This window comes from Macellibacteroides fermentans, assembly GCF_013409575.1.
Taxonomy (GTDB): Bacteria; Bacteroidota; Bacteroidia; order Bacteroidales; family Tannerellaceae; genus Macellibacteroides; species Macellibacteroides fermentans.
Genome location: NZ_JACCCY010000004.1, coordinates 277145 through 293195, shown reverse-complemented (window position 1 = coordinate 293195; position 16051 = coordinate 277145). Strand labels below are relative to the sequence as shown.

The following is a 16051-nucleotide window of genomic DNA, read 5'->3' as shown; positions in this document are numbered from 1 at the left end:
GACTTTATTTAGATTTAAACGACACTTTTTCCTATGAAAGATGGGAAATAAGTCAGACCTTTGCACTTTAATTGAAACGACATCTTAGATCCGGCAAGGTTGCTCCAAATGGGAGTGACGAACCTTTGGCATGGGTAAGGTGAAGTAAATAGATCAAACAAGTAACTAACAATCAAGATATAATAATGAAAGGTATCGTTCTTGCCGGAGGATCCGGCACACGCCTCTACCCTATCACCAAAGGAGTTAGCAAACAACTGCTGCCGGTGTATGACAAACCAATGATCTTTTACCCTATCTCGGTATTAATGCTGGCTGGGATCCGGGAGATACTGATAATCTCCACACCACAAGATCTGCCCGGCTTCCGTCGATTATTAGGAGATGGAAGTGAATACGGTGTACAATTCGAATATGCCGAGCAACCCAGTCCCGACGGATTAGCACAGGCTTTTATCATTGGCGAATCATTTATCGGGAACGACAACGCCTGCTTGGTATTGGGCGATAATATATTTTACGGACAAAGCTTCAGCAAAATGTTGAGTGAAGCCGTACAAAATGCAGAAAAGGAGAATAAGGCTACCGTATTCGGATATTACGTTAATGATCCGGAACGTTACGGAGTAGCCGAATTCGATAAAGCTGGAAATGTACTCAGCATTGAAGAGAAACCGGCTCAACCTAAGTCTAATTATGCAGTGGTAGGGCTCTACTTCTACCCCAACAAGGTGGTGGAAGTGGCTAAGAACATCAAGCCAAGCGCCAGAGGTGAATTGGAAATCACCACCGTAAACCAGGAATTTCTGAAAGACGGAGAGCTTAAAGTACAACTTTTGGGTCGGGGATTCGCCTGGCTGGACACTGGGACACACGATTCACTAAGCGAAGCAAGTACTTTTGTAGAAGTAATTGAAAAAAGACAAGGCCTCAAAGTAGCCTGTCTGGAAGAGATTGCCTACCGCAAAGGTTGGATTAATGATGATAAGTTAAGGGAACTAGCCCAACCGATGATAAAAAATCAGTACGGACAGTACCTGCTTAAATTGATAAAGGAATGAACGTAATTAAAACAAAGATAGATGGGGTTGTAATTATTGAACCCAAAGTTTTTGGTGACGAACGCGGTTACTTTTTCGAATCTTTTTCTTCCGCACGTTTTGAAGAGGAGGTATGTAAAACAACCTTTGTACAGGATAACGAATCGAAATCAAGCTATGGAGTATTAAGGGGACTGCATTTCCAGAAAGGAAAATATGCGCAGTCTAAATTGGTACGGGTGGTGTTCGGTAAGGTGCTGGATGTGGCTGTGGATATCCGTAAAGGTTCGCCAACGTTTGGCAAACATGTGGCCGTGGAGCTGACAGACGAAAACAAGCGTCAGCTGTTTGTGCCTCGTGGATTTGCCCACGGATTTGTGGTGCTGAGCGAAATAGCTGTTTTCCAATACAAATGCGACAATCTGTATGCTCCGCAGGAAGAAGGGGCTATAGCCTGGAACGACCCGGCAATCGGGATTGACTGGAAAATTGATCCGTCTGTTGTGATGTTGTCTGAAAAAGACAAAAAACATCCGTTCTTGGCCGATTCTGATTACTTGTTTGATTTTAATGAAAATCTTTATGAATAAAAATATATTAATTACCGGTGGTGCCGGTTTTATTGGTTCGCATGTGGTTCGTTTGTTCGTTAACAAGTATCCTGATTATCACATCATCAATCTGGATAAGCTTACCTATGCCGGAAATCTGGCCAACTTGAAAGATATTGAAGGCAGACCGAACTATACATTTGTAAAAGCGGATATCTGCGATTTTGAAACGATTTGCAATGTGCTTGAAAAATATGAGGTGAATGGTATTATTCACCTGGCAGCTGAGAGTCATGTTGATCGCAGCATAAAGGATCCGTTTACATTCGCGCAGACCAATGTTATGGGTACCTTGTCGTTGCTGCAGGCTGCCAGACAATACTGGAACGGGGTGTGGGAAGATAAGATGTTTTATCATATTTCGACCGACGAGGTATATGGCTCTTTAAGTAATGAAGGGTTCTTTCTGGAAACGACCAAATACGATCCGCACTCACCCTACTCTGCTTCAAAAGCATCGAGCGACCATTTCGTGAGAGCTTTCCATGACACCTATGGAATGCCTACATTGGTTACCAATTGCTCCAACAATTACGGTCCGTATCAATTCCCTGAAAAATTGATTCCATTGTTTATTAACAACATCCGCAACAATAAGCCTCTTCCTGTTTACGGAAAAGGAGAAAACGTGCGGGACTGGTTATATGTGGAAGATCATGCCCGGGCAATTGATGTTATTTTTCATAAAGGCAAAATTGCAGATACATACAATATCGGTGGCTTTAATGAATGGAAAAATATTGATCTGATAAAGGTTATCATCCGCACAGTAGACCGCTTGCTGGGACGCGAAGAGGGAACTTCGGAAGCGCTTATCACCTACGTGACCGACCGTGCCGGGCACGACCTTCGTTATGCAATCGATTCAAATAAACTGAAAAATGAACTGGGCTGGGAACCTAGCCTGCAGTTCGAGGAAGGTATTGAAAAGACAGTTAGATGGTACCTGGATAATCAGGCATGGATGGACAATATCACCTCCGGAGAGTATGAAGATTATTATAAAAGCATGTATAAAGTGAGCTTATAAATGTTTAAGAGACTTCTATCAAGTTCAAGTCCCCGTACTGCCAAAGCCAAAAAGAATGTAATAGTTTCTTTGGGAGTAAAAGGGATTAGCATTCTTATTTCTCTTGCTTTCGTCCCTTTATTACTTTCCAACTTAAATACTGAACGGTATGGAATATGGCTTACCCTTACTTCTGTACTGTCGTGGATGAGCTTTTTTGACATCGGTTTAGGGAACGGGCTAAAAAACCAATTAGCAAGTTGCTTTGCTAATAACGACCTGAACGGTGCAAGAAAAGCAATCAGTACAGCCTATCTTTCCATGGGTATTATTACTTGCATTAATATTGTTGTTTTTATTATTGTAAGTAACTATATCAATTGGGATGTTTTTCTTAACTCTCCAATTTCAATGAGAGGAGAATTAAAAGTATTGGTGACCTGTGTTGTCTGCTTTTTTTTCATTCAATTATGGCTAAATCTGATATGTACAATACTGGATTCTCTCCAGATGCCTTCGCTTACAGGTATCATATCTACCTTTGGACAGCTACTGGCTTTTATACTGGTATTTGCGGTCTCCAGAATAGATAATCAAGCTACACTACTTATATATGGAATATGCATTTCAATATCTCCTGTAGTAGTAATTGCGATAAGTACTGCTCTGATTTTTTTTAAGACCAGCAGACATCTTGCTCCAAGTTTTAAACTGTATGATAAAACGTTAGTAAAAAGAATGTTTAGTCTGGGGGCCAAATTTCTCCTCATCCAACTTACGGCCATTATGTTGTATCAGACTAATAATTTTGTCATTGCACATATAGTAGGCAATTCGGATGTTACGTATTATAATATTGCATTTAAATATGCAGGAATAATTCAAATGATATTTACAATTATCATTTCACCAATATGGGTAGCCTCAGCTGATGCATACACCAAAGGTGATATTTTGTGGATTAAAAATATTATAAATAAGCTGAATAAGATATGGCTCCTTTTCTTTTTTATATCTATTATCCTGGTGCTTGCTGCTCCGTACGTGTATGAATTATGGTTGGGAAAAGATATTAAAATCGACCCTGTTACAACCTCTCTGCTTTTCGTATACTTCTTACTTAGTATGAAAAATGGGATATATTGTAATATTATCAATGGGTTTGGGAAGATTACGCTTCAATTCTATTTGACAGCTATAGAGGTTGTTATACATATCTCTCTATCTATAATCCTTGGTAAAATTTTAGGTTCAAATGGCGTTATAATTTCAATGTGTTTAATTATGTTACTTAATTATATATGGATGCCATTGCAATGCAACCGCATTTTAAACGGAACAGCAAAAGGAATCTGGAATAAATGATATGAATAAGACTGTAATACTACTTACTGCTTGTATAAATCCGAATGGGATGAGCTATACTGCCATTCAGGACATTGCAGTTCGGACCAGACAATATACTGAAGCTTTGGATTTTTATTTACAAAACAGCCATTTAAAAATTGTATTTGTCGAAAACACATTATATGATATAAGTTCTTCTTATAAACAATACATAGCGGAAAACAGATTGGAGTGTCTTTCCTTTGCCGGCAATACCTTCTCACGGGAATTGGGCAAAGGATACGGTGAGGCTGAAATTATTAAATATGCCCTGGAGCATTCTTCTTTTATTAAAGAGGCTGATTATATCGTAAAAATTACCGGAAGATTGATTCTTCGGAATTTAAACAACATTCTGGGAATAACAAACCTCTTGTATGCGGGCAGAAAAAATGGCGTTTCGGTTGACGTAATAGACGAACATATTGCCGAATCAAGGGTAATCATTGCTAGTTTTGATTTTTATTCAACCTTTTTTATTCCCAATATGAACCAGATAAATGATTCGTCTGGCTACTATTTTGAGCATTTATTGGTTAGTTCAATTAAAAACTGGATTTCGTCTGGTAATATTTTTATCCCGATTCCGGTATTTCCCCAATTTGTAGGATATTCCGGCAGTACCGGGATAGAATATAAATGCGACAATATTTTGAAAAACAATCTATATACGCTCAAAAAGAGTGTTATTAATTATTTTAGATACAAATACAAGCGATAAATGAAAAAGAACGATATTGTAACTGTGATTACAATTGTGTACAATAACGTAAGTTGTATCGAAACAACATTAAAAAGTGTTCTGTCTCAGTCATACAAAAATATAGAGTATATCGTTATAGATGGTGCCAGTACGGATGGAACGCTTAACATTATAGAAAAATATGCCGACCGTATTTCCAAAATTGTAAGTGAACCAGATAAAGGGATCTACAATGCGATGAACAAAGGTGTTAGATTGGCAACAGGAGAATGGATTTTATTTATCAACTCCGGAGATTCTTTGTATTCAAACGACGCAATAGAAACTGTTGTAAAAAACATACCGGATAAGGCTATTGATGTTTTGTATGGTAATGTTAACATGCAATACGCCGATAAGGAGGTTTGTCAGGAAAGCGATAATGATCTTTCTTCGTTCAGTAAATATATGCCTATATTCCATCCGGCAACTTTAGTAAAATCGTCTTTGTTAAAAGTGGCATTGTTCGATGAAAGCTATAAAGTAGCCGCAGATTATAAATTTTTCTACAACTTATATTTATCCGGAGCTGTTTTCCACAAGATAAATTGTTGTATTTCAAATTTCGAGGCAGAAGATGGGATTTCTAACAAGAATATTATTCTTGCAATGAAAGAGAATTTCAAAGTCAGGGCTCTTGAGAAGAAATATATATGGATACCGAAGTATTGTCTATACTTTATGTATATGAAGCTAATCAAGAAAAGATAAACAGGATATGCTCTATTTGCTTATTTTCCTGATATTATTGCTTTTTTCGTATAATGAAGTGTTTACTTCCAATGATAAGCTGAAGAAAACACTTTATATTGCAAGTTATTATATTCTCGTTGTTCTGGCCGGATTAAGATATGAAACAGGGGGCGACTGGCAATCTTACGCTGAAGTATTTGATATCATAGAGCCAATAAATGAAGTGATCAAAGGGAATGGGCATGTATTCGCAAATCATCAGATAGAAATTGGATTCAGGCTTCTGATTTCTATTACCAAATTTTTCTCTTCCAATGTTCAGCTGTTGTTTTTTATTGTATCATTCGGATGCTTAACATTACTATTTAAAAACCTCTCTGTTTACTCTACTTATCCTCAAACAAGTATTCTTATTTACTATTCTGTTTTGTATTTCTTTTTAGACTTCGTTACGATAAGACAAGCAATATCTGTAATGATATTCTTTTTTTCAATCCGTTTTATTCAAAATAGAAACTTGCTTAAGTATATTGCTTTAATTGTTACTGCTTCGTTTTTCCATTTAACCGCACTGCTTTTACTCCCTCTGTATTGGATTATAAACAAAAGATTCTCCAGCAATAAAGTAATTATTTTCTTTATTTCAATTAATCTAGTGTTTCTACTTAACATTAAGTGGATGGAAGCAACATTAAATCTGGTTCTTCCTTTCTTTCTGGGGCCTGTAGCAACAAAAATAACAACCTATACAGCTGAGTCTGCTCTGGTTGGAAGAGGCATTTCTATTGGATTTATTATCAATATCATTATTTTTACATTATTAATGCTGACCAGAAGCAAAAATGATGGAAGCAAATATTATAACATATTTTTCAACCTTTTTTTATTATACGCTTTTGTATATTCCGTATTTTTTGAGATTGTAGATATCAGTAATCGCTTTAGATTATATTTCGCTCTTTCTGAATTAATTCTGTTACCGAATTTGTTTATAGCATTCGAAACCTACAAAAATAAGATCCTAATCTTTATTTTCGTTACCCTCTTTTCATTCTCCACTTCAAGAAACATCTTTTTAGAGAGAACCGGAGGCTCTGCATACAATCCATATCAAAATTATATTATCTATAAAATGTTTGATATAAAGAGTACAGGTAAAGAAAGACTTGAGATAAACGATAAAGATTTTGAAGAAAATAAATAATACAAAATGAACATCTTATATATAAGTCATTCTAGTCTGGCAACCGGTTCTGAAAGTGTACTTATTTCAACAATTAACGGAATCGAGAAAAAAGATATTGATAATCAGTATCTGGTGATACCTTATTCCAAAACAAATAATTTTAGTAAACAGATTACAAAAGGGCGTATTCTTAAACAGTATATTCTTCCGTTTAAAAGTATCGGGAACAAGACCGTGAAATCAATATGCTGTCTGATTTACAATCTATACAGCATTTTATTTATTTGTTCAATTATAAAAAAGAAAAACATCGGCCTTGTATATGTAAATACAAGCGCCAATATTGCCGGGGCTGTAGCTGCCTGGATTTCGGGGCGAAAGGTTGTTTGGCATATCCATGAACAACCTAACAGGAACACGTCTGTTATTCCTTCTTCGTTTCAATTTCTATATAGAGCAATGTTTTTGAATAACCGGTTTAAAATGGTTTTTACTTCTCGTAAAGCATTAGCAGGCTGGGAGGAAGAACTAAATTGCAAGATTGAGAATTATACGATTATCAATCCACCAACTAAAGAGATTGTTGGCTACACCAAGCATCAGGCGGATATTTTTACCTACGGATATATTGGAACACTCGTTGAATCTAAAAATCTGATTACATTAATTGAGTGTTTTGAAAAGATTGTAAGATACTCTGAAAAGAAAACCAGGTTGATAATTTTTGGAAGTGGTCCGTTGTTAAGTGAAATACAAGAGACGGTTAAACAATTGGATATCTCACAATATGTAGAAATAAAGGATTTCAACAGTGATGTTTCTTCTTTCTATTCTTCAATAGACGTGTTGGTACAACCTTCTTATAATGAATCGTGGGGTATGGTAATAATCGAAGCCATCTCGCTTCAGATTCCTGCCATTATTACCAAAGAAAGTGGTGTGGCCGATATTCTGACAGACAATACTGAATGTTTATTAATAGACCCTTGCAGTAAAACAGAATTATTCGAAAAAATGAAATTGATTCTTGAAGATCAACCTCTTCGGGAATCAATCGGCAGGAATGCATACAGAAAGTATAAGGAAATGAATCTGACAAATTCATTCAAAAATTCAGTTTATAAAATTATCTATGACAAGTGAGAGCTCGGTAGCTATTGTTATGGCTACATACAATGGAGAGAAATATCTGAAAAATCAGATTGAATCAATACTTAAACAGACTTATTTAAATTGGACTCTATATATCGGAGATGATGGTTCTACAGATTCTACAAAAACAATAATAGATTATTATGCAATTAACTATACTAATATAGTAAAAGTAGATACCGGCACACAGAACCTGGGGGCTAAACGACGGTTTATGACTTTACTAGAGTCTGTACAAGCTGATTATTATATGTTTAGCGATCAAGACGATGTGTGGTTGGAAAACAAAATTGAAATATCGTTAAACAAAATAAAATCGGAAGAAACGGCTAACCCAAATCGTCCGGTCGTAGTGCATACCGACTTGATAGTTACTGATGAAAATCTGAATCATATTCATGAATCATTTTGGAAAAGGTCTAAGATTAAACCGGATGTACTCAATAACGTAAACTACCTGGGAGTATTTAACTGTGCAACTGGTTGTACTATGATTTTCAATAATCATGCAAAAAATGTATCACTTCCTATGCCTGACGTTGCGCCTATGCACGATTGGTGGGTCACGATCAACACTGCAAAAAATGGAATAATTGCGACTATCGAAACTCCAACGATTCTATATCGTCAACATTTATCAAATGTCGTTGGTGCAAGGGAAATATCTTCAATGTATTTTATTAAAAAGTTGATTCATATATTTAGTACATTAAAAGGACATCAGGAATTATTCCCATTCCATAAATTCATTAATTATGGTCCTGTTACTAAATATTACTATTACAAGGTATTATATACTATAAAAAGGAATTTTTGAAGGATGAAAAGGAAATCAAAGGATTCATTAAAATTCTATTCAATTATTTGTCTTGAATTTTTATTATTACCTTTTTTAATGTTAAAGGAGATTCTGAAAAAATGGGTCTCAAACTTAAACATAAATACAAATACTGGCAAAGAAAGATTGTCTGTTACAAGCGACACAATCGATGTTTTGGTTCACGAATGGGGTGGTTATAATTTAAACCGGGTAAAGAAACACAAATCCGGTAGAGAGTTTAATTGTGGTCTTAAACCCTGGCTTGAATTTCTGAAAAACTATACGGGGAAGCATAGACTTAATATAACATTGTCTGTTTCCGAGATTGAAAAATTCAAACATCTGAACGAAATAACTCCTTATGTTAATTCCGTAATTCCGGTATCAAACAGCGGGTATGATTTTTCCGGCTATAGTTCTTTTATTGAAAGCATAAAAGACTCTGAAAATAAATACATTATCTTATCAAACAGCTCTGTAAACACGAATTGTGAGAACTTTATTGATGGTTATATTGACTATATGGAAAAGAATCCGGACGTTGCAATGATGGGGACTTCCTATTGTACCAAATGCTACCAATCTTTGATCAGGAATAATTTCAGACCTCATATTCAAAGCTTTTTTATATTAACAACCATTGATGTAATGAAAGAGATTGTAAGGAATAATAGTCAATTATTTCCTGGTAAAAATATCACTCACAAACTTTTGCTTATTAGAAAAGGAGAAATCAGAATGTCTGAAATTGCCTTAAAATTAGGTTATTCGCTGGCAATCGTTTTAGAAAATGGATCTGTATTTAAATATAAGAAAAAAAATAAGTGGGATAATTGCTACAGTCAATGGAGTTATCTTAAAAAAGGAGATATGAGATTCAATGTAAGCTTTCCAAATAAAATAAATCCAATTTCATTATAGCATTTTATGATTGAATACGATATTACAGGCTGTATTGTGACATATAAGAACAATCCAGTTGTTCTTTCGCGGGCTATCAATAGTTTTTTAGATACCTCTTTAAACGTAAAATTATATATTGTCGATAATTCTCCTACGAACGAACTTAAGAAATTATGTAGTATCCCTGGGGTTGATTATATATTTATGAATTGTAATAAAGGTTTTGGAGCCGGACATAATACAATTTTAAGATCAAGACATTTAATGGGGAAATACCATCTTGTACTAAACCCGGATATCCGATTTGGAAAGGGAACACTCGAAACTTTGTACAACTATATGGAACAAGACCTGACAGTGGGTAACATAATGCCGAAAGTTACCTACCCGAATGGTAGTCTTCAATATTTATGCAAACTGTTACCAACTCCAATCGATTGGATTGTAAGAATGTTTATCCCCTTAAAATCTATAAAAAGTAAAATTGATTACAATTTTGAAATGCGATTTGCTGACTATAATACAATAATGAATGTACCTTATCTATCAGGTTGTTTCATGTTTTTACGTAAATCAACAATTGAAGATATAGGTTTATTTGATGAAGGGATTTTTATGTATGGTGAAGATACCGACTTAAACAGACGGATTTATCAAAAATATAAGACCCTTTATTATCCGAAAGTTACTATTATCCATGATTTTGAAAAGGGGTCTCATAAGAATCTTCGATTATTATGGATTCATATAAAGGCTGCTATATATTATTTAAACAAGTGGGGATGGGTTTTTGATAACGAACGAACCAGGATCAATAAAGCAACCAAGCTAAAATATAAAAATAATAATATATGACACTATTATTTACAGGGGCATCGGGGTTTTTAGGAAAGAACACGCTTCCTCTGCTTTCAAAATATTATCAGGTAAGTACTTTGGGATTAATGGACATTGATGATTATAATGTAAATATATCCGAAAATATCCCTGAATTAAAAAACAGATATAATGTTGTTCTTCATGCTGCAGGAAAGGCCCATTCTATTCCAAAAACTGAAGAAGAAGTAAAAGATTTCTTCTCAGTAAACCTGCAAGGAACAAAAAATCTATGCAAAGCACTTGAGGAGGTGGGAGTTCCGGATTCATTTATTTTTGTTAGTTCTGTTGCGGTATATGGACTGGAGTTTGGGGAGTTAATTACGGAAGAACATCCTTTAACGGGTAGTTCTCCCTATGCATTAAGCAAGATACAAACAGAAGAGTTTCTTGACGTATGGTGTAAGAAACATGGTGTAAAGTTAGGTATTTTAAGACCTTCACTCATTTCCGGACCAAATCCTCCTGGGAATCTGGGGGCTATGATCAAAGGGATCAAAACCGGCAAATATTTAAGTATATCAGGAGGAAAAGCAAAAAAGAGTGTACTGATGGTTCAGGATATAGCAAATCTGGTTCCTCTTTTAGCAGAAAAAGGAGGAATATATAATGCATGTGATACAGCTCATCCATCATTTCATGAGTTAGAGACACTTATTGCCTCGCAACTAGGGAAACCTCATCCGAAATCAATCCCATACTTCATTGCTAAGCTAATTGCCTGTATGGGTGATCTGGTTGGCAAAAATGCTCCTATCAATTCATTCAAGCTTGATAAAATAACGAAATCACTCACATTTTCTAATGAAAAAGCGCGAAAAGAATTAGGATGGGAACCATTAAATGTTCTAGAGAATTTCAAAATTTATTGATATTCAAGGCGTAAATTAATTACTTTTGTATTTACAACTCAGAAAACAACAACAACCAATAGTTATGCGTAAAATCATTACATTGATCCTATGTCTATCCGTTTATTCGGGCACGCTTTTCGCCCAGAGTATGACCGACGATCAGGTGATCCAATATGTAAAACAAGCTCAGGCTGCAGGTAAAAGCCAGAATCAGATGGCTATTGAACTTCGCACCAAAGGGGTAACTCCTGAACAGGTGGAACGTATTAAAAAGAAATATGAATCTGCACAGGGTAAAGGAAAAGAAAGTGAATCGGCTGCGGCAATCAATCGGAACCGTACCAATAATTCGGCAATCCCCACACTTGAAGACAAAAACAATGGAATGGAGGATGTGGATGATATTTCCTCTTTCTTTAACTACAAGGATACGGTTCCTAAGATTTTTGGTCGGGATGTATTTACCAATAAGAATCTGACCTTCGAACCCAATATCAATATAGCGACTCCTTCCAATTACATGTTGGGACCTGGCGACCAGGTGATTATTGATATCTGGGGCGCTTCTCAGAATACCTTTACCGAGAAAATTTCGCCGGATGGTAATATCAACGTGAAGAACCTTGGACCGGTATATCTCAACGGACTTACCGTGAATGAGGCTAATGCTTACATCCAACGGAAATTCAGCAGTATCTATTCGGGTGTGCTGGGTGGTACCTCTTCTAAAATAAAGCTTACTTTAGGTCAGATCCGCTCCATCCAGATCAACATCATGGGAGAAGTTTCTGTGCCGGGAACCTATACTCTATCGGCTTTTTCGTCGGTTTTCCATGCGTTGTATTCTGCCGGAGGGGTTAATGAGATTGGTAGTTTACGTAATGTACAGGTGATGCGCAACGGCAAGCAGGTGGCCGGACTGGATGTGTACGATTATATTCTGAAAGGTAAATTCAACGATGACATTCGCCTGATGGATGGGGATGTGATTATAGTTCCTCCTTACGATTGCCTGGTTAATATTTCGGGCAATGTGAAACGTCCGATGTTCTACGAGATGAAATCGAGTGAGAGTGCGGCCACTCTGTTGCATTATGCTGGTGGTTTTACGGGGGATGCCTACAATAAAACCATCCGGTTGATGCGCAAAAGCGGACGTGAACGCCAGATCTACAATGTAGATGATAAGGATTTCGGTTCGTTTAAACTGGCGGATGGCGACTCGGTTGTGGTGGGTGCTGTATTGGATCGCTTCGAAAACAAGCTGGAGATTAAAGGGGCCGTGTATCGTGAAGGATTGTATGAATTGAGCGATGCGGTTCACAGTGTTAAGACATTGATTGAGAAGGCTGAGGGGATTACGGGAGATGCCTTTCTGAACCGTGCCGAACTGCGCAGACAACACGAAGACCTTACGTTTGAGATTATTCCGATTGATTTGAAAGGGTTATTGAAGGGTGAAACAGCTGATATTCCCCTACAAAAAAACGATATGCTATATATTCCGAGTATTCATGATCTACAGGAGGCCGGAGTGTTTATCATTCACGGAGAGATTGCCCGTCCGGGTATCTATCCATATGCAAAAAACACCAAACTGGAAGACCTTGTGATTCAGGCTGGTGGATTGATGGAGTCGGCCTCAACAGTTAGGGTAGACATTGCCCGACGCATTAAGGATCCTAAAAGTATGAAGGTGAGCAGGGATATAGGTCAGTCCTTTTCTTTTTCACTAAAGGACGGATTGGTGGTGGACGGTACTCCCGGCTTTGTACTGGAACCCTTTGATGAAGTTTATGTACGCAGGAGTCCGGGTTACCAGGTTCAACAAAACGTTAAGGTAACAGGAGAGGTTGTTTTTGGTGGACGCCATGCCGTAACACAAAAGAATGAGCGATTGAGCGACCTGGTTCGCAAGGCGGGTGGTTTAACTCCGGAAGCCTATCCGTTGGGGGCCCGTCTGCTCCGCCGGATGAGTGACGAAGAGATAGCAAGACAGCAGAAGACGTTGCAGATTGCAAAGAATGGTTCTGAAAAAGATTCCATCGATATAAATAAGCTGGAAGTGGACAGTGTATATCAGGTGGGGATTCAATTGGAAAAAGCATTGGCTGCACCGGGATCGGATTACGACCTGGTGGTACGCGAGGGCGATGAGCTGATTATTCCACAATACGTGAATACGGTGAAAATAAATGGAACGGTAATGTTTCCCAATACGGTTCCTTATGTGAAAGGAAAACGTTTGAGTTATTACATCGACCAGGCGGGAGGCTACGGTCAACGTGCCAATAAGAGAAAAGCTTATGTGGTTTATATGAATGGAACCGTGGCTCAGTTAAAGGGCGGTTCTTCCAAATACATCCAGCCGGGCTGTGAGATTGTGGTGCCGACCAAACCCGACAAGAAAGGTATGTCGTTGGGTGAAATTATCGGTCTGAGCTCTTCTATTGCTTCTTTGGGTGCTATTGTTGCTACCTTGTTGACTCTTACCAAATAAAAAAAAAGAATCTGTATGAACGAAATAGACAAACAGCAAACAAAACTTAAGAAAATTGAGGAACAGGAAATTGATCTGTTAGAATTGGCTCATAAGGTTTGGAACGGAAAAAAACTGATTTTCAAAGCTTGTGGTGTGGCCGTTGTATTGGGTCTGATTGTTGCCTTTAGTATTCCTAAAGAATATACAACGACTGTTGTTCTGGCTCCTGAAGCGAAGGCAAAAGGGGGTGCCGGAAATTTAGGTGCATTGGCTAGTATGGCTGGGATAAATATAGGTGCTGTATCCGGGGATGAAGCTCTATCTCCCGAAATTTATCCCGATATTGTGAAGTCTACTCCTTTTCTGGTGGATCTGTTTCCGGTAAAAATAAAGCCCATTTCAGATGAAAAAGCTATGGGATTATTTGAATACATGGACAAGCACCAACGGACTCCCTGGTGGGGAATTATCACATCGGCTCCGTTTAAGGCTGTAGGTTGGGCAGTATCCTTATTTAAGGATAAACCCCAGGGCGCAACTGCAGACAAGCCTGATGTTTTCCGGCTTACACAAGAACAGGCTGAGATAGCAAAAGGAATAAGCGATCGTATCGTGACGAGTGTAGATAAGAAAAACGGGATGATATCAATCAGCGTAACCATGCAGGATCCCTTGGTTTCGGCCACTCTTACGGATACGGTAATGCAGAATCTGCAGGATTACATTACCCGATACCGGACCAATAAGGCTAAACAGGATCTGGAATATACAGAGAAATTGTACAAGGAGGCACAACAGAATTATTATGAGGCACAGCAAAAGTATGCCAACTTTGCCGATTCAAATTTGGATATTGTGATGACAGGTTACCAGACCCGGTTGGAACGTTTGCAAAACGAGGCTACGTTGGCTTATGGTTTGTACAACCAGATTTCACAACAGCTGCAACTTGCCAAAGCCAAGGTGCAGGAGGTAACACCGGTTTATACCGTTGTACAGCCGGCATCGGTCCCCTTACGCCCTACCTCACCCCAGAAGCCGATAATCTTAATTGGTTTTGTTTTCCTGGCCTTTGTGGGAAGTGTGGGGTGGATCTTATTTATAAAAGACCTGGTAAAACAATTCAAAAGGTCTTAATCTTCTGATAAACTGATTAGCTATATATAAACCGGCCCGGTAGCTTTCTGAATCGAAAGTTACCGGGCCGGTTTTCATTCCTATATGTTTGAAAGTTCAAAGATATAGGAATGGTTTCTCAAAGATATATCTTTGGTGATTGAAAGATATATCTTTGGTGATAAAAAGTATATACTTTTTGTGTAAAATGTACCTGCCTTTGAAGCAAAATGTACTGAGTTCCGGAACAGCAAGTATTGCTTGTTGAAATATAATTTAAACCCCTAATACAATATCCGGATCTATATTTAACTTTTTACTAATCTCGCGGGCAATCTTTAAAGTGGGTTCACTCTTTCCGGAAAGATATTCACTTATACGGGAGGGTGATACATTTAATAATTGGGAAAGTTTATTCTGAGTGAGATTCATTTCATACATACGAAGTTTAATTACCTCCAATAAAGTGGGAGTTTTAACAGGATAATGTTCTTCCTCATAATCAGCCACAAGATTAGAAAGCAGCTCAAGTTCAATAAGATTTCTATCATCCATCGGAGTAGAATCATCTACAAGGGGAAGAAGTTCTTCTATTCTTTCCATTGTCGCTTTGTAAGCTATTTCAGAAGTTATCTTTGCCATTGTATTATATATTGGTGCTGTCTATTTGATCGTATTCTTTATGTTTGCCTATAAAACGGATATACACCATTTTAATCTGAAATTTAATAACCGCAACAAGCCTGTAATCGTTCCCTTTTATATTAAAAACGTAATGCTGATTGCCTACACTATCAACCGAGTTAAATGTCCGTTTAACGTCTGCAGCACATGACCAATCTGCCTTCTCTGTCTTTTTTATCCATTCTTCAATAGCAGTTTCTGCATCTGCATGCTTTTTATAAAAAAGAACTAATGTACTTCGGGAGACGATTCTCATATCATAGATTAGATTGTTTTATGCAAATGTAGCACGTAAATCCCAAATTACAAAATTATTTTCTATATTTCGGAATATTATTACTCGTAAAGATATTCGATGTCTGTTTCTAAATCTTATTTCGCGAAAATATCCTTCACTTCCTTCACTTTTTAATGCAGCGCTCTATTAGTCAGATTGTTATCGGAATCCGCAAATCAAATATCCTTCACTTTTCATCGATTATCCTTCACTTTCAGAG

The 16051-nt window shown here is 37.3% G+C and carries 16 protein-coding genes; 14 read left to right on the top strand and 2 right to left on the bottom strand.

The genetic code is table 11. The features are described from left to right. Window positions 1-185: 185 nt before the first annotated feature. From rfbA to F5613_RS14070, 14 genes are all read left to right on the top strand, one after another. Entirely contained in the window at window positions 186-1061 is an 876-nt protein-coding gene (rfbA, locus tag F5613_RS14135; RefSeq protein WP_068179132.1) for a glucose-1-phosphate thymidylyltransferase RfbA, read from the top strand. Beyond that, entirely contained in the window at window positions 1058-1630 is a 573-nt protein-coding gene (gene rfbC, locus F5613_RS14130) for a dTDP-4-dehydrorhamnose 3,5-epimerase (RefSeq protein ID WP_179400221.1), read from the top strand. The genes rfbA and rfbC overlap by 4 nt, the downstream gene beginning before the upstream one ends. Continuing rightward, window positions 1623-2681 (top strand): dTDP-glucose 4,6-dehydratase, encoded by a 1059-nt coding sequence (gene rfbB, locus F5613_RS14125; protein WP_179400220.1) that lies wholly within the window; start codon window positions 1623-1625, stop codon window positions 2679-2681. Before rfbC ends, rfbB begins: the two co-directional genes overlap by 8 nt. Next, on the top strand, window positions 2682-4025 hold the full coding sequence (locus F5613_RS14120; protein ID WP_179400219.1) for a lipopolysaccharide biosynthesis protein: 1344 nt from the start codon (window positions 2682-2684) through the stop codon (window positions 4023-4025). It abuts the gene before it with no gap. 1 nt (window position 4026) lies between these two features. After that, window positions 4027-4767, top strand: a complete 741-nt coding sequence (locus tag F5613_RS14115) for a hypothetical protein (RefSeq protein ID WP_179400218.1) — start codon at window positions 4027-4029, stop codon at window positions 4765-4767. Next, on the top strand, window positions 4768-5499 hold the full coding sequence (locus F5613_RS14110; RefSeq protein ID WP_179400217.1) for a glycosyltransferase family 2 protein: 732 nt from the start codon (window positions 4768-4770) through the stop codon (window positions 5497-5499). Between the two features lie 7 nt (window positions 5500-5506). Then, complete coding sequence (locus tag F5613_RS14105) at window positions 5507-6685, top strand: EpsG family protein (protein ID WP_179400216.1); 1179 nt, start codon at window positions 5507-5509, stop codon at window positions 6683-6685. Between the two features lie 6 nt (window positions 6686-6691). Next, window positions 6692-7810 (top strand): glycosyltransferase, encoded by a 1119-nt coding sequence (locus F5613_RS14100; protein WP_179400215.1) that lies wholly within the window; start codon window positions 6692-6694, stop codon window positions 7808-7810. Continuing rightward, on the top strand, window positions 7800-8636 hold the full coding sequence (locus tag F5613_RS14095) for a glycosyltransferase family 2 protein (protein WP_179400214.1): 837 nt from the start codon (window positions 7800-7802) through the stop codon (window positions 8634-8636). Before F5613_RS14100 ends, F5613_RS14095 begins: the two co-directional genes overlap by 11 nt. Before the next feature lie 3 nt (window positions 8637-8639). Beyond that, window positions 8640-9560: a hypothetical protein gene (locus F5613_RS14090; protein ID WP_179400213.1), complete on the top strand. Its 921-nt coding sequence runs from the start codon at window positions 8640-8642 to the stop codon at window positions 9558-9560. A gap of 6 nt (window positions 9561-9566) precedes the next feature. Then, the gene (locus tag F5613_RS14085) at window positions 9567-10397 is read left to right on the top strand and encodes a glycosyltransferase family 2 protein (RefSeq protein ID WP_179400212.1); all 831 of its coding nucleotides are present in this window, start codon (window positions 9567-9569) and stop codon (window positions 10395-10397) included. Next, on the top strand, window positions 10394-11290 hold the full coding sequence (locus tag F5613_RS14080) for an NAD-dependent epimerase/dehydratase family protein (protein ID WP_179400211.1): 897 nt from the start codon (window positions 10394-10396) through the stop codon (window positions 11288-11290). The genes F5613_RS14085 and F5613_RS14080 overlap by 4 nt, the downstream gene beginning before the upstream one ends. Window positions 11291-11354: 64 nt before the next feature. Then, window positions 11355-13772 carry a polysaccharide biosynthesis/export family protein gene (locus tag F5613_RS14075; protein ID WP_179400210.1) on the top strand — a complete coding sequence of 806 codons (2418 nt, stop codon included), beginning with the start codon at window positions 11355-11357 and terminating at the stop codon, window positions 13770-13772. Window positions 13773-13787: 15 nt separating this feature from the next. Then, window positions 13788-14891, top strand: a complete 1104-nt coding sequence (locus F5613_RS14070; RefSeq protein ID WP_179400209.1) for a Wzz/FepE/Etk N-terminal domain-containing protein — start codon at window positions 13788-13790, stop codon at window positions 14889-14891. A gap of 255 nt (window positions 14892-15146) precedes the next feature. Here F5613_RS14070 and F5613_RS14065 read toward each other — a convergent pair whose 3' ends face one another. Both F5613_RS14065 and F5613_RS14060 read right to left on the bottom strand, forming a co-directional pair. Further along, window positions 15147-15512: a helix-turn-helix domain-containing protein gene (locus F5613_RS14065; protein ID WP_179400208.1), complete on the bottom strand. Its 366-nt coding sequence runs from the start codon at window positions 15510-15512 to the stop codon at window positions 15147-15149. A gap of 4 nt (window positions 15513-15516) precedes the next feature. Next, window positions 15517-15810, bottom strand: a complete 294-nt coding sequence (locus F5613_RS14060; RefSeq protein WP_179400207.1) for a type II toxin-antitoxin system HigB family toxin — start codon at window positions 15808-15810, stop codon at window positions 15517-15519. Window positions 15811-16051 lie beyond the last annotated feature (241 nt).